The following is a 19,040-nucleotide window of genomic DNA, read 5'->3' as shown; positions in this document are numbered from 1 at the left end:
GTCAGCCGAACCGGCCGGAGATATAGGACTCGGTGCGCGGGTCCTGCGGGTTCGCGAAAAGCTGTTCGGTGGTGGTGTATTCGACCAGTCGTCCGGTGCGCTGGCCCTTCTCGTCGGCTTCGGCGGTGAAGAACGCGGTGCGCTGCGAGACGCGGGCGGCCTGCTGCATATTGTGGGTGACAATGATGATGGTGAACCGTTTCGCCAACTCCGCCATCAGATCTTCGATCTTGCCGGTGGCGATCGGGTCCAGCGCCGAACACGGCTCGTCCATCAGGATCACCTCCGGCGAGGTGGCAATCGCCCGCGCAATGCACAGGCGCTGCTGCTGACCACCGGACAGCCCGTAAGCGTTCTGCTTGAGCTTGTCCTTGACCTCGTCCCACAATGCCGCGCCGCGCAACGCTTTCTCGACGGTCTCGTCCATATTGCCGTTCATGCCGGTGACGCGCGGACCGTAGGCGACGTTGTCGTAGATGGATTTCGGGAACGGGTTGGGTTTCTGGAACACCATGCCGATGCGGCGGCGCACCTCGATGACGTCGACCTCCGGGGCGTAGATGTCCACCCCGTGATAGGCGACCCGGCCGACCACGCGCGCCCCCGGCACCAGATCGTTCATGCGGTTGAGGCAACGCAGCACCGTGGATTTGCCGCAGCCCGACGGGCCGATGAGCGCGGTGATCTCCCGGCTGCCGAAATTCATATCCACATCGGTGACGGCACGGAAGTCCCCGTAGTACACCTCGAGATCGTCGAGGGAGATGACGCCGTCGGGATCGCCTTCCACCGGCGGAAGTTCACCGGGACGCTCGATATTGATCAGCGGTGTCCGGGTGCCCACGGCATCGGTTTCGGCAGGGGGCATGGTTGACTCCTTCACTGGCGGTTCACCACCGGCGCTGGTAGCGGTTGCGCAGCCAGATCGCGACCGCGTTCATGGCGAGCAGGACGATGATCAGCAGCAGGATCGCGGCATAGGCCAGATCGCGAAATGCCTGGCGGTCCTGCGGGACGAGGTTGTAGATCTGCACCGGCAGTGTGGTGTAGCGGGAGAACACGCCGTCGGGGTTGAAGGTCACGAAGGTCGTGGCGCCCACCAGGATCAGCGGCGCGGCCTCGCCGATGGCCCGCGACAGCGCCAGGATCGCGCCGGTGGTGATGCCCGGAATGGCGGCGGGCAGGGTCTGCTTCCACGTGGTCTGCCACAGTGTCGCACCCAAAGCCAGTGAGCCGTCGCGGATCTCGCGCGGCACCGCGCGCATCGCCTCCCGGGTGGTGATGATGATGACCGGCAGGATCAGCAGGGCCAGCGCGATGCCACCGGCCAGCACCACCCCGCCGATCGAGATCGGGCCGCGCACGACGAACGCGAGGGTGAGGATGCCGTAGATGACGGCGGGCACCGCCGCCAGGTTCTGGATGTTCAACTCGATCAAGCGATTCCACCACCGCGTTTGATCGGCGTACTCCTCCATGTACACCGCCGCGCCGATGCCGAGCGGCAGCGCGATGGCCGCGGTGAGCAGGCACACCCAGATGGTGCCCCACAGCGCCGAGGCCACTCCCGCGTTCTGGGGGCGGATCTTCGACGGCTGTTCGGTGACCAGGTCGGCGTCGAAGCGCAGCAGCCCCTTCTGCACGATGATCGCGAGGATGAAGAACAGGAACACCGTCACCACGGCCAGACACGCCCACAGGGTCAATGCGAAGACGATCGAGGCGGTGTCGCGGCGACGTCCGGACCGCAGGTTTCGAACCAGATCGGCTGTCGGAGTGTGGAACTGCATCAATACACCTGCCGATACTTGCGGACCAGCCGGATGCTGATCAGGTTGATCACCAGGGTCATCAGGAACAGCAGCGCGCCGACGGCGAACAGGGCGTAGTACACCGGGCTGCCGTGCGGGGCGTCGCCGGAGGCGATCTGCGCGATGAATCCGGTCATGGTCTGCGCGCCCTCGCGCGGGTCGAACGACAGGTGCGGGCGGCTGCCGGCGGCGATCGTCACGATCATGGTCTCGCCGATCGCGCGGGAGATGCCGAGCACGATGGCGGCCACGATGCCCGAGATGGCGGCCGGGAACACCACGCGCAGTGTGGTTTTCATGCGGTTGGCGCCGAGCGCGTAGGAGCCCTGCCGCAATTCCAGCGGGACCGCGGACATGGCGTCCTCGCTGAGCGAGGCGACCGTGGGTACGATCATGAAACCCATCACGATGCCCGGCGCGAGATTGGTGTAGATGCCCTCGAAGGTGATGAACCGCGCCAGGATCGGCGTGATGATCGTCAACGCCAGAAAACCGTAGACCACCGTCGGGATGCCCGCGAGAATCTCCAACAGCGGCTTGAGGATTCGCCGCGCCCGCTCGGGTGCGTACTCGCTGAGGTAGATCGCCGTTCCCAAGCCGAACGGCACCGCCACGACGAGCGAGATGGCGGTGATCATCAACGTGGAGACAACCAGGGGCAGCACACCCCAGGATTTGTCGTCCCAGGCGAACTTGTCGCCGAACGCGGCGGTCCACTCGGTGCCGAACAGGAACTCGATGACCCCGACATGGCGAAAGAACTCGCCCAGCGGCAGGAACAGCGACAGCACGATGCCGACGGTGACCACCACCGACAGCAACGCCGAGCCCAGCAGCGACAGCCGAATGATCTTCTCCCCGATGCGGGAGCTCTGCGGGCGCAGATCGACCGGCGCGCCCGTCCACACGGCCGAGGGGCCGCCCGATTCCGGGCGGCCTTCGGTATCGCGCTGTCGGACGGTCATTGACCGGCCTTGTCCTTGATATCTGCGAGGTCGGCTCGCGCATCGCTGATCTGCGCGGAGGTCATCGGCACGAACTGGGCCGCCTCCACGATCTCGGTGTTGTTGTCGATGTAGAACTCGACGAACTTCTCCACCTGCGGCTTCTTCACGCCCCTGTCGGAGACGTAGATGAACAGCGGGCGAGCCAGCGGCTTGTAGGTGTTGTCCTGAGCCGCCTGCACCGACGGCGCGACACAGCCGCTGCCGCCGTCGATTTCGACCGCCCGCAACTTGGCGGCGTTCTCCTCGAAGTAGGAGAAACCGAAGTAGCCCATCGCACCCTTGGCGCCGGCCACCCCCTGGACGGTGATGTTGTCGTCCTCGGACGGGTTGTAGTCGGTGCGGGTGTCGCCTTCCTTGCCGTTGATCGCCTCGGTGAAGTAGTCGAAGGTGCCCGAATCCGCGCCCGCGCCATACAGAGTCAGCGGTTCGTTCGGGAACGACGGGTCGACCTCGCTCCAGTTCTTGACCGTCGAGTTCGGCTCCCAGATCTTCTTCAACTGCGCCACGGTCAGGCACTTGGCCCAGGTGTTGTCCTTGTGCACCACGACCGTCAGCGCGTCGTTGGCCACCTGGATCTGGCTGTAGTTGATCCCGTTGCCCGAGCACTGTTGCTTCTCGGAGTCCTTGATCGGACGCGACGCGTCGGAAATGTCGGTCTCGCCGTTGCAGAACTTCTTGAATCCGCCACCGGTACCGGATGTTCCGACCGTCACCCGGACTCCGGAGTTCTTCTCCATGAACAGCTCGCCCGCGGCGGCCGACAACGGCTCCACCGTCGACGATCCGTCGATGACGACCGGACCGGACAGATCTTCGCCGCTACCGGAATCACCCCCGCCGCAGGCGGTCACGGTCAGCGCGGTGACGGCGCCGAGTACCAGCAGGTGCACGCGCTTGACTTGGCGCATCGTCATGGTGAATTGCCTTCCTGTTCAATCCCGTTGCCCGGCCGCCGCGGTCGGACCCTCATCCCGGGACATCTGTATCGAAATATTTCGATGTGAACGGGGCGTGAACGCGGAACGGACACCATGCCTAAAGGCCGATAAATTTCGATCCAGAAACGGAGATGGATGTGGCCCGGTACGCCTCGGCATCGGAATTGCCTTGCGGCACAGGTAAATATCCTGCGACCCTCGCCTCGGACGGGGAGTTCAGCGACTCCGACAGCTCGCGCACGCGGGTGGCGATGTCGTCGCGGATCAGGCGCATGCGCTCGATCCCGTCGATCCCGCGCTCGGAGGGCTCATCGGTGTCCCAGTTCTCCGATCGCGTGCCGGGCACCGGGTCGAGCCGAGCTTCGCGACCGAGCGTGACGACGAGGTCGACGTCGTAAAGCAACTGTGGATCAATGGCTTTCGGTGTTTCACCAGTGATGTCCACACCGAGCTCGAGCAGCGCTTCGACCGACAGGGCGTTGAGAGCGACGCCGGGTTCGGTGCCGGCGGAGTACACATCGACACTGCCGCCGCTGGCATGGCGCATCAAACCGGCAGCCATCTGCGACTTCCCACCGTTCTTGACGCACACGAACAGCACCGACGGCTTCTTCGCCGACGAATGAGACACCCCGGTCGTGACGAGTTCTCCGGCGGTGAGCGTATTGGCGGCGAGGTCCCCGCGCTGGGCGAGCCACCGCTCGGCGTCGATGGCGGCGGAGCATCCGGTGCCCGCGGCGGTGATCGCCTGCCGATAGGTGTGGTCCACGAGATCACCGGCGGCGAATACGCCGTCCAGCGAGGTGGCCGTGGTCGGTGACTGCACGCGCACGTAGCCCGCAGCATCGAGTTCGACCTGGCCTTTGACGAGTTCGTTGCGCGGGTCATGGCCGATGGCGACGAAGACGCCGGTCACTTCGAGGGTGAACTGCCGGCCCGTGACGGCATGGCGGACCACCAGACCGGTGACGCTGCCCTCTCCGACGATCTCGACCGGCTCGACGCTGGTGAGGAATCGGATCTTCGGGTTCGCCTTGGCTCGCTCCACCATGATTCGCGAGGCCCGGAATTCCTCCCGTCGATGCACCAGGGTGACGCTGCGGGCGAACCGAGTGAGGAAGGTCGCCTCCTCCATGGCGGAGTCGCCACCGCCGATCACCGCGATGTCCTGGCCGCGGAAGAAGAATCCATCGCAGGTCGCGCAGGCGCTGACGCCGCGCCCGAGCAGGGCGGCTTCGCCCGGTACACCAAGGTATCGAGCCGCCGCGCCCATCGCCAGGATGACGGCGTGGGCTCGATGGACGGTATCCCCGGCGACGACCTTCTTGATCGGCCCGGCCAGGTCGAGTTCGGCGACGTCTTCGGTGCGAACGTCGGCGCCGAACCGCCGGGCCTGTTCACGCATCTGTTCCATGAGGTCGGGGCCCATGATGCCGTCGCGGAACCCGGGGAAATTCTCCACCTCGGTGGTCGTCATCAACGCGCCGCCGAACTGAGTTCCCTCGAACAGCACCGGCGCGAGTTCCGCTCGGGCGGCATAGATTCCGGCGGTGTACCCCGCAGGTCCGGAGCCGACGATGATCAGGTCGTGAACCGTGGCGGGAGATGTCATGGGAGCTTCCTTCGGGTCGTGCCGGGTCTTGACACCACATTATTGCTCAGTGATCATTGAGTCAATGAGTACTGAGCAATCTTGGTCTGCGGAGCGGCGTGCCGACGTGCATGCCGCGTTGGCCGATACCACCCGGCTACGCATCGTGGATGCGCTGGCCGTCGGTGACATGTCGTCGTCGGAGTTGTGCGGGCTGTTGTCGATCCCGACGAATCTGATGGCACATCACCTCAAGGTGCTTGAACGCGTGGGGTTGGTGGAACGCGGCCGGTCCGAGGGAGATCGGCGGCGCAGCTATCTGCGCCTGCTGCCCGGTTTCGAAGGAAAGCTGCTGCCGCACAGCAGATATGCGGCGACGCGGGTCGTATTCGTGTGCAGTCGCAACACGGCGCGGTCCCAGCTCGCCGCAGCGGCCTGGGCGCAACGCAGTAGCGTGCCGGTGATCTCGGCGGGCACCCACCCCGCCGAACAGGTGCATCCCGGTGCCGTGGCGACGGCTCACCGACACCGGATCCCGATGCGCCCTCGACGACCGCAAGGCATCGAGGGCCTGCTGCGATCCGGCGATCTCGTCATCGCCGTCTGCGACAACGCGCACGAGGAGCTGCCCTCGGGAATCGAACGCCTGCACTGGTCGATCCCGGATCCGGTCCCCGCCGGAACCGACGAGGCGTTCGACCACGCGCTCGAGCTCATCGCCGACCGCGTCGAGCGGGTCGCGGCCACGGTCGAACACGTCGCGGGCGAAGCCCCGCACCCCTGATTTCCGTCCTCACCTTTCTTCCAGCAATCCAGGAGCTTGTCATGACAGAATCACCCGTCACTGAGCCGGATCACCGGCGCGCGGAACTGTCCATCGATCAGAAGCTGCCGCTCAAAACCGCCGCGACCCGACTGCAATCGGAGTTCGCCACCACCTTCGGTGTGGAGACCATCGAACGGTTCCTGCACTCCTCCTACGACCAATTCGCCGGTCGGGCAACGATTGTCAACTTCCTGCCGCTGCTCGCCGAACGGTTCGCCCGCCAGCGCCTGCGCGCCCTGGCCAAGGTGGAAGGCAAGATCACCGACGGCAAGCCCACGGTCCTGTTCCTGTGCACGCACAACGCCGGTCGTTCCCAGATGGCACTGGGCTGGTTCACCCAGCTCGCCGGGGAGCACGCCGTCGCCTGGTCGGGCGGCTCGGAGCCCGCCGGGGAGATCAACTCCGCGGCCATCGCGGCCATGGCCGAGGTCGGCATCGATATCGCGGGAGAGTTCCCCAAACCCTGGACCGAGGAGATCGTCCGCGCCGCCGACGTCATCATCACGATGGGCTGCGGCGACGCGTGCCCGATATACCCTGGCCGCCGCTACGAGGAATGGGTTCTCGACGATCCCGCCGGTGCCGACGTCGCCACGGTCCGCCCGATCCGCGACGAGATCGAACAGCGAGTCCGGCGCCTGCTCACCGAACTCGACGTCCCGATCTCCTGAGTTCGGCCCCTAATGCGTGGACGCGCCCGCCCGATCCACGACGGCGCCGGTCAGGGAGGCCAGTGCGGCGACTCCCACCGGACTGACGGCCTGCGCGGGCACTACCGCGCAGCGGGTGGCGTACTCCGATGCCACCCTGCGGATCTCGGCTGCCTCACCCCAGCTACGCCGTCGCAGCAGCGGCGATTCGGTACCCGCTGCGGCGACGGAGTTGTTGATCACCCAGGCCCATGGCGTGATGCCGGCGCGTTCCAGATCAGCCTGCAGCTCTGCGGCCTCCAGGACGGGGGTCGTCTCCGCGAGCGTGACGAGTACGACCTTGGTTTCCTCGGGGTCCTGCAATCGCATCAACGGTGTTGTGAAGGACCGGCTTTCGCCCATCTGCCGCGCGACTTCTCGGTGATAGGAGCCGGTCGCGTCGAGCAGCAGCAGGGTATGGCCGGTGGGTGCGGTGTCGACGACGACGAACCGATGACGGGATTGGTGCACGATGCGCGAGAAGGCTTGGAAGACCGCGACCTCCTCGATGCACGGTGACCGTAGATCCTCCGCCAGCGCGGCTCGGCCCTGCGCATCGAGTTTCGCGCCCTTCGTGGCGAGGACGCGCTCGCGATAGGCGTCGGTGGCCTCGGCCGGATCGATGCGCGACACCTCCAGATTCGCCAATCCGTCGGCGATGGTGGCGTCCACGTGCGCGGCGGGGTCGGTGGTGGTCAGGTGCACGTCGTGCCCACGGGCCGCGAGGGCGACCGACAGTGCTTCGGCGATGGTGGTCTTGCCGACACCGCCCTTACCCATGCACAGGATCAGACCGTGCCCGGCGACTTCCAAGTCGTCGACCAACGCCGCAAGAGGCGCGTCGGGAATCGCAGGCACGGGGATCTCGCCGGGCTCTGCCGCCGTCTCGGGGTAACCGGTGAACAGGTGGTCGAGGGCCGACAGTCCGACGATATCGACCGGAGCGAGTTCGAGCCGGTCGCAGGGCAATCCGGCCAGCGTCGCGGGCATGGCGGCCACCGCCGCCTGCTCGCGGCCGTAGATGGCCTCGGCCAGCGGATCACCATCGGCGGGCTGGGGCAGCATGGCGTTGAGGACGAGAAAACGGCTGCGGATCCCGGTGGCCGCGAGTTCGGTCGCGGTGCGGTCGAGTTCGGCGAGCGTCGAGGGCTGCGCGCGAGCGACCAGCACCAGGCGGCTACGAGCCGGATCCTGAAGTGCCGCAACAGCGGCGGCATAGTCCGCGCGCTGCCGCTCCAGACCCGACAGCGGGCCCAGGCAGCTGGCGTCGCTCTTCCCGTTGTCCAGGAAGTCCGTCCACGCGCCCGGCAACTGCAGCAGCCGGATGGTGTGCCCGGTGGGCGCGGTGTCGAACACGATGTGATCGAACTCCGCCGCGGCGCTCTCGGCCAGCAGACCGGTGAACTCGTTGAACGAGGCGATCTCGGTGGTGCAGGAGCCCGACAGCTGCTCGGTGATGGCCTCGATCTCCTTGACGGGCAGCAGGTTCCGGACCGGCCCTATTATCCGCTCCCGGTACGCGTGCGCGGTCTGCTCCGGATCGATCTCCAGCAGCGACAGCCCGGAAACCGCGGGCGCCGGGGTGACGGTCGCACCGACGGTCACGCCGAAAACATGCCCGAGGTTGGACGCCGGATCGGTGCTGACCAGCAGCACCGTGCGGCCGGAACGCGCGAGCGCGAGTGCCGACGCACAGGCGACAGAGGTCTTGCCCACCCCGCCTTTACCGGTGAACAGCAGAAAGCGCGGCGGATCGGTGAGGAATCCCGGTTGTGCGACCGACATCAGCAGCAGCCGCTGTCGGGTTCACACGACGTGCTCGCCGACAGATCGAGCAACCGAACTCCGCCCGGTGGCGACACCCGCGCGGGTTCCGATACTCCGGCCCAGCGCGCGAGCTGGTCGCGGCTGGGATACTGCCCGGTCAACACGGTCACGCCGTCGACCAGGACCAACGGCAGCCCTTCGGATCCGGACAGCTCCAGGAACCTCCGGACCGCGTCATTGGCCGCGAATACCATTGGGTCGCCCGCGAGGTTGTGGCGAGCAACCGTGCCGCCCCGGCTCGTTACCCAATCCAGGTCGGCGGAGAATTCCACCAGCGTCTGATCGACGTCGGGGCCGCAGACGCCGGTGTTGCAGCACAGGGCGGGCTCGAAGATCTCGACGGTGCTCACGGGCATTCCTCTCAGGCGCGGGCGGGAAGCAGTTCGGCGATCAGATCCTCGACGCGCTTGCGGATCTCGTCGCGGATGGGACGTACAGCCTCGACTCCCTTGCCAGCAGGATCTTCGAGCTTCCAATCGCGGTAATCCACACCCGGGAAATATGGGCAGGCGTCGCCGCAACCCATGGTGATGACGACAGTGGAGGCTTCGACGGCGTCCGGGGTGAGAATCTTCGGAGACTGATCGGTGATGTCGATGCCGAGCTCGGACATGGCCTCGACGGCGGCGGGATTGAGGCTGTCCCCCGGTGCGCTACCGGCGGAGCGCACCTCGATGTCCTCACCCGCCAGGTGGGCGAGGAACCCCTGCGCCATTTGAGAGCGTCCGGCGTTGTGCACGCAGACGAAGAGCACGCTGGGCTTGGATGCCATGAGCGGAGAAGTCCTTTCAGGAGGAAGCGGGGAGCTGTTCGGTGGTCTCGTGCGGGACGATGACATCGTCCGCAGTCCCAGCGCTGTCGGGATACAGCCACGCGATGGCAGCCAATCCGATGGCGGCACCGAGCATTTGGGCGGCAATGTAACCCGGCGCCGAACCCGGAGCGATACCGGCGAACGTATCGGAGAAGATCCGGCCGATGGTGACCGCGGGATTCGCGAACGATGTCGAACTGGTAAACCAGTACGCCGCACCGATATACGCCCCGACCGCGGCAGCAGACAGAGCCGCGCGCCCCGAGCGCGCCAACGCGAAGATCACCGCGATGAGTCCCGCCGTCGCCACCACCTCACCGAGCAGGTGCCCGCCGGTAATGCGGTCGTGCGTCGAGATCTGGAAGGCAGGCAGATCGAACATGGCATTGGCCAACACCGCTCCCACCGAACCGCCGGCTACCTGCGCGACGATATAGCCGAGCAAATCGACACCGGTGATACCGGTGCCCCGGCGGCGGCCCATCAGCCAATCCGCCGCCGACACCACCGGATTGAAATGCGCGCCGGAGATCGGACCGAACACCAGGATCAGAACCGCGAGCCCGAACACCGTCGCCGTCGAATTCTCCAGCAACTGCAATCCGACATTGCCGGGCGAGAGCTGCTCGGCAGCGATGCCCGAGCCGACGACCACCGTCACCAACAGCGCGGTCCCGAGAAACTCGGCCACCAACCGACGCGCGAGCCTGTTCACTGCCCCAACTCCCCGGCCTCGGCAGTCAGCAGATGCGACAGCTGTCGCAGCGCCGCCGGTTCCGCCCGGTAGTACACCCACGACCCACGCCGCTCACTGCTCAGCAACCCTGCCTCACGCAGCACCTTCAAATGATGGGAGATGGTGGGCTGACTGACATCGAACCCGTCCGACAGATCACACACGCACGCTTCCTGCCCGACATGGCTGACAACCACGCTCAGCAACCGCAAACGCACCGGATCCGACAACGCCTTGAACACAACCGCCATCCGGGCAGCGGCATCAGCAGTCAACGGCTCCTGCGCCATCGACGCGACCTCGCACGGCTCCGACACCGCGACGATCGGCAGACCTGACTTAGACACTCGTCGATATTGACAGTCATTGAATCGGTAAGCAAGCGAACACCTGGTGAACCCACCCCGCCCCACACCCCAAAGTTCACGAACCACGCCTCGCGCTGGACCAAGGGAGGCGCAAAGATGCTGTTCTCAACTCACCGCAGATTCGGGCCTGCGACCAGTCCAGGGTCGGCAAATTTACGGCCTTGACCGGCCCCGATCCGAGGGCTAACGTCTAGCGCATGAACCCCTACAGCCTGTCTGTAGGCGGGCAAAGTGTGTCAAAGTCCCTGATGGCGCACAGCGAGAAACCCCTGACCGAAGAATTCTGGTCAGGGGTTTCGCCGTTTCATCAGCGACGACGTGGGGTGCCCGAGCGACATCAGGGCTTGTAGTCGCTCAGAATGCTTGCCGCCCTGGCACAGGCGAACGGTTGTCCGCTCATGTGCGCTGGCCTGGTTCGGAAGGACTCGAGGCATCGCGGGTGAGGGCCAACTCTGCGTCGATGCGGCGTTGCTCGGCATCGTGGAGATTTTGATAGTGCTCCACTCGGGACTGGTCACCGACCTTGTCGGCCGCGGCGACAGCGGACCGCAATGCCGCCAACGGCAAGCCGGGTACGTCGCGTGCCTGCCGGTCCGCCTCGGCGAACACCTCCTCGCCCAGCTCGCCCTCTGCGGAACCGACCAGCAGGAACAGCTCCTCCACGTACATCCGCCCCAGGCCCACTTCTGCCCATCCGGACACGCCGTCGAGGGCTCGGCGGCACTCGCGGAGCGCATCCCAGGCGGCATGGTGGTTGTCGGCCCGGCGCTCCAGTCCGGCCAGGGCGAGCCAGGACGACGCCGAGTCCCAAGGGGTTTCGGCGTACACCAGGCTCTCTCGCTGGACCCGGGCCGCTTCGGCGTGGGCCCCTAAATCAGCCAACTGGTGGCGGAGCTGCCCCAATGTGGCACTGTCCCGCTCACGACCGGCGAGCCACCGGTCCAGCTCCCGGCGTGCCAGTTCACGGTCGCCGGCCAGTTTCGCGCGCCCAACCCAGGTCAGCGGGTCCTCGGCACCAGGATCAGCGGGGAAGCGCGACCGCTGCCGCTGCCACCACTTCGCCAACCCGTCCTCGGACACGCACGGCCGACCCTCTCCGTCGAGCAGAAGCTCGAGTACCGGGCCCCGGTCGGCGTGCCCGCTGTCGCGCACGTAGGCGATCGTGGCCCGCACCCCGGCAGCGCAGAGATACTCGCGGTCATAGCCACACCAGGTGTCGAAATTGGCTCGCTTGATCTCCCAGTGCAGCCACACGTCCTCCACTCGCCGGTACTCGGCGAGCAGCAGACCGGCCAGGTCGGTCTCCTCGCTCAACCCCTGGAACGGCGCCTCGCGGCGGCACCGCGCCTCCTGCTCGGCCACCCATCGAATCAATGGGAGGTCGTCGGGTCCGCGATCGTATTGCAACGCCCACAACACGGTCGCTCGCCGCACCGCGTTCCGGTCGCAGTCGTATCCATCGGCACCCGTGGCCCGCTCATAGCGCAGCTCCCGCCACACGCCCGCCGACCCCCGCATCCGCGCCAACTCATACCGCGCCGCCTCCATCACCCGCCAAGGATCCCACGAACCGGTGGGATGCTCATGCTGTCGTACACCTGAGTGGCGGGGGCCCTCGTCATCCCAGCCCTGTAACGCCACCCGGCTATGGGTGACGATCGTCCGCCACGACGCCGACGTAGTTTCCAAACCGGGATCGGGGATGGTCCATCGTGTCGTCCCGGTGGACATATCCAGCAAGGACAGCGCGCCCCGGTCAGCCTGCTCGCGTACGAGCACCGCTTGATCGTCGCCATCGATGGAAACCCCCGCGGCAGAACCGATCCACACCGCGTCTCCCGTTGCGAGATCGAACAGCTGCGGTCGCCCATCGGAGGTCACCGCGGCAATGCGTGACCCGCTACCGATGAATTCGTCGCTGCCCCACGGGGCAAGCGCCAGCTCACATTCGCCGTCGGCTCGTCGGCCGCTGTAGACAATGGATTCCTCTGGTGCTGTGGCCTTCTCGGCGTCGACACGCTTCAAGAAGACTCGGAAGTGAGGATCATCGTGATCAGACCCGACCAGGAACGTGCCAGCGCCGACAAGATGCCAGCCGCGGCTCGGCAGACGCCCGGGCAGGACCGGGCCCGTCTCCGCCTCCACCAGCGCCCACGGCGTCCGCGTAGGCTCATACACGTTCACCGGCAGATACTCCGGCTCGGCGGGCGCGGTCATACCGTGGATTCCCACCGTGTCCTCGGTAACCACGCCCGCGGGCAATGGCTGCGCCCACAGCGGGGCACCGGTCCGCACATCGTGACGCATCAGTTGTCGATCGACCACCTGGGTGCGCCCTCAACCGCCGGCTGCACCGATTCCGTTGTGCTCGTGATAGGAGCGACATGAGAATTCGACTCTGCCCCTGTGCATCCCGCTGTCGCCAGCACCACAGTCAGACTCGCGACAACCGAAAACAGACGCACGATCCCGATGCTGCGGTCACCCGTTGGCGCGCGGTGGTTTCCAGTTCGCGGCTGTCTTCCTCGTACGAGATGCGTACCCGAGACGACGACAGCAGCCAGGTGTCGTTCCGCCGGGTGAGGCCGATCGTGTAGCGGCAGCCGATCACCCAGATCCGTTCGCCGACGGCCTCGGTGAGCACGTGCGTGACTCGGGCGTGAGACCGCGCCGTCGCCGTGGTCTCGGAATCCAGCTCAACCACGATCGGACCCAGTAGGTGCCGCGTGGCATCGAACCCTGGCAGGAATCCCCGCAGTCCGGCCAGGAAATCGTGGTCCTCTCCGACCGGCTGACCCAGCTGACCGGGGCTGGAGTCGTCGAGCGCAGACGCACACCCGGGTGGCCGGCCCGAGTCTGCTACACGCTCACCGAACGCGGACACGCGCTTGTCCCGGTACTGCGGGTCCTATGGGACTGGGGCTCGCGCCCCAGGTGACCACCAACCTCATCACCAAAGCCGTGCTGATGGGCGGCGTCATCGGGTGCGCGGTACTGGCGGTCGATTCCAGGCCCTACAACGCGCGCATGTACTGAGAAAGTCAGTGACCTGCGGGGAGGACCGGCGGAGGGTTACTGCCTGGAACATCCGTGCGCTCCGATACGGACGAATACCTAGGTTCCCTCGACGGATGCGCCGAGGACTGGCGCATCGAGTACGGCAATCCGTTGCGGAAACAGCAAGCTTCTTTGCCGCCGCCGGTCCGCCGCGGGCACGCTCAGGTCATGCAGCGAGACAGCACCACCGACAGTCTTCTCGATGTCGTCATCATCGGCGGTGGCGCCGCCGGCCTGACCGCCGCGCAGGTGCTCGGACGCGCCCGCCGCGCCGTCGCGGTGATCGACAGCCACCTCCCTCGGAACGGGCCCGCCGCGCACGTGCACGGGTTCCTGTCGCGGGACGGAACGCCGCCCGCCGCCCTGGTGGCCACCGGACGGCAGGAAGCACGCGAATACGGCGTCGATCTCATCGACGAGCACGTCACCGAAATCTCCTGGCGTGGAGTCGATCCGGGATTCGTTGTGCAGCTGACCGATGGGCGAGAGCTCGAAACCCGTGCGATCCTGGTCAGCACCGGCCTCCGGGACGAACTGCCGGACGTCCCCGGGCTGCGGCAGCGGTGGGGCATCGATGTCCTGCACTGCCCCTTCTGCCACGGCTACGAGGTCCGCGACGAACCGATCGGCGTCCTGGGGGGCGATGTCCGAGAACTGTCCATCCACCAGGCATTGCTGCTCCCGCAGTGGTCGAGCGATGTGGTCTTCTTCCCCAATGGCATCGAGCTGACGGACGGAGAACGAGCTCGCATCCACGCTCGCGGTGTCGAGATCGTCGAGGGACCCGTGCGCGGCATCGTCGTCGACGACGATCGGCTCCGCGCGGTCGAGCTCGAGGACGGGCGACTCGTCCCCCGAGCGGCGCTCTTCGTCGGCCCCAGATTCATACCCAACGACTCCCTGCTGACCGGGATCGGATGCGATGTCGGAACCCACGGATTCGTCACCGTGGACGGGACCGGCCGAACCAGTGTGCCGGGCATCTGGGCGGCCGGAAACGTGGCCGACCCTCGGGCACAGGTGATCACCGCCGCGGGTGCCGGATCCGCCGCCGCTATCGCGATCAACGGATACCTCCTCGAGCGGGATGTCGACACCGCCCTCGCCCGGCGAGACCAAGTGCCGCCGGACGACATGTTCTCGCCCGCGATGGAACGTGAGGTCAGCGCGATCGTCCTGCACGCGAAGCGTTCCGACCCCCGCTCGCCACTGTCCTGAACACCACATCTCGCACGACACCACGGTCACGCGTTCGCGAGACCGGCGCCGAACCGCAGAGCACACTGCTCGACGACCAACCACTGTAAAAGGAGCACTCACATGAAGAACAACGAGACGACAGCCACCGACGTGCAACTTCCCACCGTGTGCGCCCCGGGCGAGGGCCTGCGGGTCGCATCGGGCGGGATCGTCTACCGCTTCCTGGCCACCAGCGCCGAAACCAACGACAAATTCTCCCTTTTCGAAGCTACTCTGCGCCCCGGGGAGGGCTCGCCGTTCCACGTGCACAGCCGTGAGGAGGAGGCGTTCTTCGTCCTGGACGGCGAGGTCGCCTTCTACACCGAGACCGAACGCATCCCCGCGGGGCCGGGGACGTTCCTCAACGCTTCGGTCGGGGTGGTTCGTGGTTTCCGCAACGAAACCGACCGCAATGCACGGATGCTCATCCTCGTGGCACCCGCCGGTCTGGAGGGCATGTTCCTGGAGGACGGCACCATCCTTACGGATCCGACGCAGGAAGCGCCCCGAGGCGGCACCGAATGTCCGGTCGTCGCCGGGCAATACGGGATCGAGGTCATGCCCTACGACCTGCCGCCCGTGTAGAGCGGCGGAGGTTCGAGAGCATGGAGAACAATCGCGTCCACACCTTCAGGGACGACGCACTCGCCGATCTGGATGCGTGCGGGATCGCGACGCGCATCGCCTCGGGCGAGGTCTCGGCGCGCGAAGTCGTCGAGGCCGCCATCGCCCGGGCACACGACGCGGACCCGATTCTGCGCGGCCTCGCCATCGAAGACTTCGATCGCGCAGTGTCCGCCAGTGACCGTTGTGGCGGTGGGGCCTTCGGCGGCGTGCCGACCGCGATCAAGGACAACACCGCCATGGCCGGGCTGCCGACACAGTTCGGCAGCACCTCGTTTCGCGCGGCCCCTGCTTCGGCGAACGGACACTTCGTCGACCAGATGGTGCGCACCGGAATGATCCCGATCGGGAAGACCCGGCTACCCGAGTTCGCGTTCAATGTCACCTGCGAGTACTCGCGCGCCGAACCGGTCCGAAACCCTTGGAACACCGACTATTCCGCGGGCGGTTCGTCGGGCGGCGCCGCGGCGTTGGTCGCCTCCGGGGTGGTTCCCATCGCCCACGCCACCGACGCGGGCGGATCCATCCGGATCCCCGCCGCGGCGTGTGGTCTCGTGGGCCTCAAACCGTCCCGTGGACGACTGGTGGAAGATGTTTCGGAGAAGGCCATGCCGCTCAGAATCGCGGTTCAGGGCGTCCTCACGCGGTCGGTTCGCGATACGGCACGCATGATGTTCGAGGCCGAGCGCCGCTACCGAAACCCCCGACTGCGCCCCGTGTGCGATGTGGCCGGTGCCAGTCGTACTCGCTTGAGAATCGGAGTCCTGTCCGCTCCCACCTCGAGCCCGGTCGACCGGGAAACGCGGGAATCCATCCGGGTCACGGCGGATCTGCTGGCATCTCTCGGGCACCACGTCACCGCGGTAGCGATGCCCGTCCGAGCGGACTTCCTGAACGACTACCTGCTGTATATGGGGCTGCTCATGACCTCCATCCGGATGGCCGCCACTCAGATCGTCGGGTCCGGCCTCGACCGGGCCGAACTCGAGACGACAACCAGCGGCCTCTGCGATCAGTACCGGCGCGCGTTCATCCGCACACCGATCGCTCTGCATCGACTTCGACAGGTGCAGAAGCGATTCAGATCGACATTCGACCACGTGGACGTACTGCTGTCGCCCGTGGTCGCGCACTCGACGCCGGTTCTCGGCCACCTGTCGCCGGATCAGCCGTTCGATTCGTGGTTGGAGCGACTGAGCGCCTTCGACTGTTACGCGCCGCTGAACAACATCTCGGGCACGCCTGCCATCACGCTCCCTCTCCACCGAACGCGATCGGGTCTGCCGCTGGCATCGCACCTGTCGGCGAACATCGGAGACGAACGCACCCTGCTCGAACTCGCCTTCGAACTCGAGGAAGCGATGCCGTGGGCGCGAATCGACGCCCAGCCACAGCCGATCCCGCCCCCCGACCGGGTCGGGAGTGTCGATGCCGAGCGCGATGCCTCATGATCGCCTCGGTGTCATTCCGGGGAAGCTGTGCCGTGAATCGTTGCGGCAGTGTGCGATTCCGATCCGGGTGACTGATACGCAATGTGTCCAGCACCGATAAGCGTAGCTGATCAACAGTTGCCGAATTGGTGTTGTTCGGACCACGCGACCCTGGCAGTCTGTCCTCAGTTGGCAACCAACAGAACGGACCTTCATGCGTAATTGCTTCCGCGCCAGTGTTTTCGCCATCGTCCTCGCGGCCGCGCCGGTGGCCGCCGTCGCTCCTGCCGGGGCTGTGCCGCTGGAGGAGTCCCGGCCCAGCGCGGCCCAAGCAGTCGGCGATCCCTGCTACAACCCTCGCGATCTGCCGTCCCTGCTCTTCTGCCTCCTGACCCGGATACCCATTCCCAGCGGCCTCTCGTCCGAGGGATGACGACGCCGCGCACGGTCAGCTGCTGGAACCGCTGGGCAGCCCCGACAGCGAACCGGTGCCGAGTTGGGGGTCACCGGTGATCTCGACGGTGAGCGTTTTGGTGGAGGAACCCTGGGTGGCCACGATGGTGTACGTGCCCTTGGCCGGGGGTCGCCAGGTGCCGCGTATCGCGCTGCGCTCCCGGTCCGGATAGTCCAGGCGCTCAGGCGAATCCAGGTCGCGGCCGTTGATGGTCACGGTGGCGGGCAGGTCGTAGTCGGGGCCGAACATGCGGGCCATGACCGTGCAGTTGGCTCCCACGAAATCGCAGGCGACCGGTACTTCACTGTTGCCCCAAGCGTAAATGGTGATGTCGTCCACCTCCGCGGAGGCCGCGGGAGCCAACACGGCCGGTAGGAACAGCGCGCCCGCCCAGGCGGCGGTCGATCCTGCGATTCTCATGGTTCGGCGATCCTTCGTGTCGTGGTGATCGCTCCGGCGCTCAGCCGGAGAGCCGTACGCGTCGCCAGGGTTGCAGAATCCGTCCGGGGTCGAAACCCCGAAAACCCAGGGCTTGACCATGGTCTGCCGCGATACGACCTGCCCACGGGGGGCGAAAACGTTCCGATCGGCCCGCGCCGTCACGCGGGCCGGACGATCCGCGGGCCCGCCAGCTGGCCAGCGACTACACCGCCGCCTGGGAGGCTGCGGACATCGACGCCATCGTGGCTCTGCTCGCGGCCGACGCCCGCTACGCCATGCCGCCGTTGCCCGAATGGTATGCCGGCCGTAGCGAGATTCGAGACTTCCTGATCGCGGGTCCGGCCCGGTTCCGTTGGCGGTTCCTGGCGACGGTCGCGAACGGTCAGCCCGCGTTCGGCACCTATTGGCGGGACGAGCGGCGGGACGCGTTCGTGGCGATGGCGCTCGACGTGGTGGCGGTGCACGACGGTGCGATCATCGATCTCACCGCAGCCGTCGAAGGCGCGGCGGCTAGTCCGGCATCCGGGACATGAGCCGGTGAACGGCTTCCGCGGTCGGCGTCACCCACGGTGCGGCAGGCTTTCGCGCTCGGGCAGAGTCACCCGGACGACGGCCGCGACCTGAGCGCGGAGTTGATCGAGATCGACCGGTTCGGGTCCGCGGGTGAGTTCGTCGAACAGGATCCCGTCGATGAGGGCGATGGCCAGCCGGGCGCGGTGGGGGTCGCCGGTGAGCGCCGACGCCATCGCGTGGAATTCGGCGATGACGCTTCCCATCGCCGACTCGATCAGTGCGCGGCTGCCCGGGTCGAGCCGCAGGATCATGCTGGCGCGACTGCGGATGCGGGCCGGGCCGAGCCAGTGCGACAGGGTCGCGGTGGTGCCGTCGACGAGTAGGCCCGGGTCCAGGTCCGGCGTGAGGGGGCCGGGCCGGTACCGGTCGATATCGGCGCGGTCGAGTTCGCTGATGCGGTGCAGCACCGCGGCGAGCAGGTCGCTGCGCGCCGGGTAGTGGTAGCTACAGGTTCCCGACGGCAGCCCGGCCCGTGCGTCGGTGGCGCGGTGGGTGAGCCCTCGAAGACCTTCGGTGCCGATGATGTCGGTCGCCGCGTCCGCCAGCAGGGTTTTGCGATCTCGCGCACTTCGTTCCACAACCTCGACACTACAGCTGTAGCATCCACTACAGCTG

Annotated in this window: 23 protein-coding genes and 1 pseudogene; 9 read left to right on the top strand and 15 right to left on the bottom strand. The window is 66.6% G+C overall.

The genetic code is table 11. The features are described from left to right. Window position 1: 1 nt before the first annotated feature. From pstB to trxB, 6 genes and pseudogenes are all read right to left on the bottom strand, one after another. On the bottom strand, window positions 2-868 hold the full coding sequence (gene pstB / locus QJS31_RS30430; RefSeq protein WP_282776441.1) for a phosphate ABC transporter ATP-binding protein PstB: 867 nt from the start codon (window positions 866-868) through the stop codon (window positions 2-4). Window positions 869-890: 22 nt separating this feature from the next. Further along, the gene (pstA, locus tag QJS31_RS30425) at window positions 891-1,790 is read right to left on the bottom strand and encodes a phosphate ABC transporter permease PstA (RefSeq protein WP_282776440.1); all 900 of its coding nucleotides are present in this window, start codon (window positions 1,788-1,790) and stop codon (window positions 891-893) included. Further along, window positions 1,790-2,776, bottom strand: a complete 987-nt coding sequence (pstC, locus tag QJS31_RS30420; RefSeq protein ID WP_282776439.1) for a phosphate ABC transporter permease subunit PstC — start codon at window positions 2,774-2,776, stop codon at window positions 1,790-1,792. Before pstC ends, pstA begins: the two co-directional genes overlap by 1 nt. Then, window positions 2,773-3,732: a PstS family phosphate ABC transporter substrate-binding protein gene (locus QJS31_RS30415; RefSeq protein ID WP_282776438.1), complete on the bottom strand. Its 960-nt coding sequence runs from the start codon at window positions 3,730-3,732 to the stop codon at window positions 2,773-2,775. Before QJS31_RS30415 ends, pstC begins: the two co-directional genes overlap by 4 nt. Window positions 3,733-3,853: 121 nt before the next feature. Then, entirely contained in the window at window positions 3,854-4,348 is a 495-nt protein-coding gene (locus QJS31_RS30410) for a low molecular weight phosphatase family protein (protein ID WP_282776481.1), read from the bottom strand. 60 nt (window positions 4,349-4,408) lie between these two features. After that, window positions 4,409-5,368: pseudogene (trxB, locus tag QJS31_RS30405) on the bottom strand (thioredoxin-disulfide reductase); the annotation flags it as partial. A 64-nt stretch (window positions 5,369-5,432) separates the two neighbouring features. On the opposite strand from trxB, the gene QJS31_RS30400 reads away from it, so the two are divergent. Next, window positions 5,433-6,131 (top strand): helix-turn-helix domain-containing protein, encoded by a 699-nt coding sequence (locus tag QJS31_RS30400; protein ID WP_282776437.1) that lies wholly within the window; start codon window positions 5,433-5,435, stop codon window positions 6,129-6,131. A 41-nt stretch (window positions 6,132-6,172) separates the two neighbouring features. Beyond that, window positions 6,173-6,844 carry an arsenate reductase ArsC gene (locus QJS31_RS30395; RefSeq protein ID WP_306358296.1) on the top strand — a complete coding sequence of 224 codons (672 nt, stop codon included), beginning with the start codon at window positions 6,173-6,175 and terminating at the stop codon, window positions 6,842-6,844. 9 nt (window positions 6,845-6,853) lie between these two features. Here the strand turns inward: QJS31_RS30395 and arsA are convergent, their stop codons facing one another. The 7 genes from arsA to QJS31_RS30360 form a co-directional block, all read right to left on the bottom strand. After that, window positions 6,854-8,647 (bottom strand): arsenical pump-driving ATPase, encoded by a 1,794-nt coding sequence (gene arsA, locus QJS31_RS30390; protein WP_306358295.1) that lies wholly within the window; start codon window positions 8,645-8,647, stop codon window positions 6,854-6,856. Then, window positions 8,647-9,039 carry an arsenite efflux transporter metallochaperone ArsD gene (gene arsD, locus QJS31_RS30385; RefSeq protein WP_282776434.1) on the bottom strand — a complete coding sequence of 131 codons (393 nt, stop codon included), beginning with the start codon at window positions 9,037-9,039 and terminating at the stop codon, window positions 8,647-8,649. Before arsD ends, arsA begins: the two co-directional genes overlap by 1 nt. Window positions 9,040-9,050: 11 nt before the next feature. Then, window positions 9,051-9,461, bottom strand: a complete 411-nt coding sequence (locus QJS31_RS30380) for an arsenate reductase ArsC (RefSeq protein WP_282776433.1) — start codon at window positions 9,459-9,461, stop codon at window positions 9,051-9,053. A 16-nt stretch (window positions 9,462-9,477) separates the two neighbouring features. Beyond that, a complete protein-coding gene (locus tag QJS31_RS30375) occupies window positions 9,478-10,218 on the bottom strand; it encodes an MIP/aquaporin family protein (protein ID WP_282776432.1) in 741 nt (246 codons plus the stop codon). Then, window positions 10,215-10,529 carry a helix-turn-helix transcriptional regulator gene (locus QJS31_RS30370; protein ID WP_282776431.1) on the bottom strand — a complete coding sequence of 105 codons (315 nt, stop codon included), beginning with the start codon at window positions 10,527-10,529 and terminating at the stop codon, window positions 10,215-10,217. Before QJS31_RS30370 ends, QJS31_RS30375 begins: the two co-directional genes overlap by 4 nt. A 474-nt stretch (window positions 10,530-11,003) precedes the next feature. Further along, window positions 11,004-12,824 (bottom strand): hypothetical protein, encoded by a 1,821-nt coding sequence (locus QJS31_RS30365; RefSeq protein WP_282776430.1) that lies wholly within the window; start codon window positions 12,822-12,824, stop codon window positions 11,004-11,006. 217 nt (window positions 12,825-13,041) lie between these two features. Beyond that, a complete protein-coding gene (locus QJS31_RS30360; RefSeq protein ID WP_282776479.1) occupies window positions 13,042-13,374 on the bottom strand; it encodes a nuclear transport factor 2 family protein in 333 nt (110 codons plus the stop codon). Between QJS31_RS30360 and QJS31_RS30355 the strand changes: the two genes are divergently transcribed. From QJS31_RS30355 to QJS31_RS30330, 6 genes are all read left to right on the top strand, one after another. Beyond that, window positions 13,327-13,545: a helix-turn-helix domain-containing protein gene (locus QJS31_RS30355; RefSeq protein ID WP_306358339.1), complete on the top strand. Its 219-nt coding sequence runs from the start codon at window positions 13,327-13,329 to the stop codon at window positions 13,543-13,545. The two genes, QJS31_RS30360 and QJS31_RS30355, sit on opposite strands and share 48 nt — an antisense overlap. After that, window positions 13,518-13,643: a hypothetical protein gene (locus tag QJS31_RS30350; RefSeq protein WP_282776487.1), complete on the top strand. Its 126-nt coding sequence runs from the start codon at window positions 13,518-13,520 to the stop codon at window positions 13,641-13,643. Before QJS31_RS30355 ends, QJS31_RS30350 begins: the two co-directional genes overlap by 28 nt. A 189-nt stretch (window positions 13,644-13,832) precedes the next feature. Next, on the top strand, window positions 13,833-14,882 hold the full coding sequence (locus QJS31_RS30345; RefSeq protein WP_282776477.1) for an NAD(P)/FAD-dependent oxidoreductase: 1,050 nt from the start codon (window positions 13,833-13,835) through the stop codon (window positions 14,880-14,882). Between the two features lie 102 nt (window positions 14,883-14,984). Continuing rightward, window positions 14,985-15,488 (top strand): cupin domain-containing protein, encoded by a 504-nt coding sequence (locus QJS31_RS30340; RefSeq protein WP_282776428.1) that lies wholly within the window; start codon window positions 14,985-14,987, stop codon window positions 15,486-15,488. A 20-nt stretch (window positions 15,489-15,508) separates the two neighbouring features. After that, window positions 15,509-16,978 carry an amidase gene (locus QJS31_RS30335; RefSeq protein ID WP_282776427.1) on the top strand — a complete coding sequence of 490 codons (1,470 nt, stop codon included), beginning with the start codon at window positions 15,509-15,511 and terminating at the stop codon, window positions 16,976-16,978. Window positions 16,979-17,171: 193 nt separating this feature from the next. Then, complete coding sequence (locus QJS31_RS30330; protein ID WP_306358294.1) at window positions 17,172-17,390, top strand: hypothetical protein; 219 nt, start codon at window positions 17,172-17,174, stop codon at window positions 17,388-17,390. A gap of 15 nt (window positions 17,391-17,405) precedes the next feature. Here the strand turns inward: QJS31_RS30330 and QJS31_RS30325 are convergent, their stop codons facing one another. Further along, window positions 17,406-17,831, bottom strand: a complete 426-nt coding sequence (locus tag QJS31_RS30325; RefSeq protein WP_282776426.1) for a hypothetical protein — start codon at window positions 17,829-17,831, stop codon at window positions 17,406-17,408. A gap of 131 nt (window positions 17,832-17,962) precedes the next feature. Between QJS31_RS30325 and QJS31_RS30320 the strand changes: the two genes are divergently transcribed. Beyond that, window positions 17,963-18,385 (top strand): nuclear transport factor 2 family protein, encoded by a 423-nt coding sequence (locus QJS31_RS30320; protein WP_306358338.1) that lies wholly within the window; start codon window positions 17,963-17,965, stop codon window positions 18,383-18,385. A gap of 27 nt (window positions 18,386-18,412) precedes the next feature. Here the strand turns inward: QJS31_RS30320 and QJS31_RS30315 are convergent, their stop codons facing one another. Next, window positions 18,413-19,003 (bottom strand): TetR/AcrR family transcriptional regulator, encoded by a 591-nt coding sequence (locus tag QJS31_RS30315; protein WP_282776425.1) that lies wholly within the window; start codon window positions 19,001-19,003, stop codon window positions 18,413-18,415. Window positions 19,004-19,040: the final 37 nt, after the last annotated feature.

Origin of the sequence: Nocardia sp. CC213A (genome assembly GCF_030766805.1) — a bacterium.
In the GTDB taxonomy this organism is placed as follows: domain Bacteria; phylum Actinomycetota; class Actinomycetes; order Mycobacteriales; family Mycobacteriaceae; genus Nocardia; species Nocardia otitidiscaviarum.
Note: the sequence above shows the minus strand (reverse complement) of the source record. Positions and strands in the feature narration are given on the sequence as shown.

Excerpts from the sequence above, each read along its gene's own strand:
- QJS31_RS30340 (WP_282776428.1), top strand. The coding sequence starts at position 14,985 with ATGAAGAACAACGAGACGACAGCCACCGACGTGCAACTTCCCACCGTG.
- QJS31_RS30330 (WP_306358294.1), top strand. The coding sequence starts at position 17,172 with ATGCGTAATTGCTTCCGCGCCAGTGTTTTCGCCATCGTCCTCGCGGCC.
- QJS31_RS30415 (WP_282776438.1), bottom strand. The coding sequence starts at position 3,732 with ATGACGATGCGCCAAGTCAAGCGCGTGCACCTGCTGGTACTCGGCGCC.
- QJS31_RS30350 (WP_282776487.1), top strand. The coding sequence starts at position 13,518 with ATGGGACTGGGGCTCGCGCCCCAGGTGACCACCAACCTCATCACCAAA.
- QJS31_RS30325 (WP_282776426.1), bottom strand. The coding sequence starts at position 17,831 with ATGAGAATCGCAGGATCGACCGCCGCCTGGGCGGGCGCGCTGTTCCTA.
- pstA (WP_282776440.1), bottom strand. The coding sequence starts at position 1,790 with ATGCAGTTCCACACTCCGACAGCCGATCTGGTTCGAAACCTGCGGTCC.
- pstC (WP_282776439.1), bottom strand. The coding sequence starts at position 2,776 with ATGACCGTCCGACAGCGCGATACCGAAGGCCGCCCGGAATCGGGCGGC.
- arsA (WP_306358295.1), bottom strand. The coding sequence starts at position 8,647 with ATGTCGGTCGCACAACCGGGATTCCTCACCGATCCGCCGCGCTTTCTG.
- pstB (WP_282776441.1), bottom strand. The coding sequence starts at position 868 with ATGCCCCCTGCCGAAACCGATGCCGTGGGCACCCGGACACCGCTGATC.
- QJS31_RS30380 (WP_282776433.1), bottom strand. The coding sequence starts at position 9,461 with ATGGCATCCAAGCCCAGCGTGCTCTTCGTCTGCGTGCACAACGCCGGA.
- QJS31_RS30335 (WP_282776427.1), top strand. The coding sequence starts at position 15,509 with ATGGAGAACAATCGCGTCCACACCTTCAGGGACGACGCACTCGCCGAT.
- QJS31_RS30400 (WP_282776437.1), top strand. The coding sequence starts at position 5,433 with ATGAGTACTGAGCAATCTTGGTCTGCGGAGCGGCGTGCCGACGTGCAT.
- QJS31_RS30395 (WP_306358296.1), top strand. The coding sequence starts at position 6,173 with ATGACAGAATCACCCGTCACTGAGCCGGATCACCGGCGCGCGGAACTG.
- QJS31_RS30345 (WP_282776477.1), top strand. The coding sequence starts at position 13,833 with ATGCAGCGAGACAGCACCACCGACAGTCTTCTCGATGTCGTCATCATC.
- QJS31_RS30370 (WP_282776431.1), bottom strand. The coding sequence starts at position 10,529 with ATGGCGCAGGAGCCGTTGACTGCTGATGCCGCTGCCCGGATGGCGGTT.
- QJS31_RS30365 (WP_282776430.1), bottom strand. The coding sequence starts at position 12,824 with ATGACCGCGCCCGCCGAGCCGGAGTATCTGCCGGTGAACGTGTATGAG.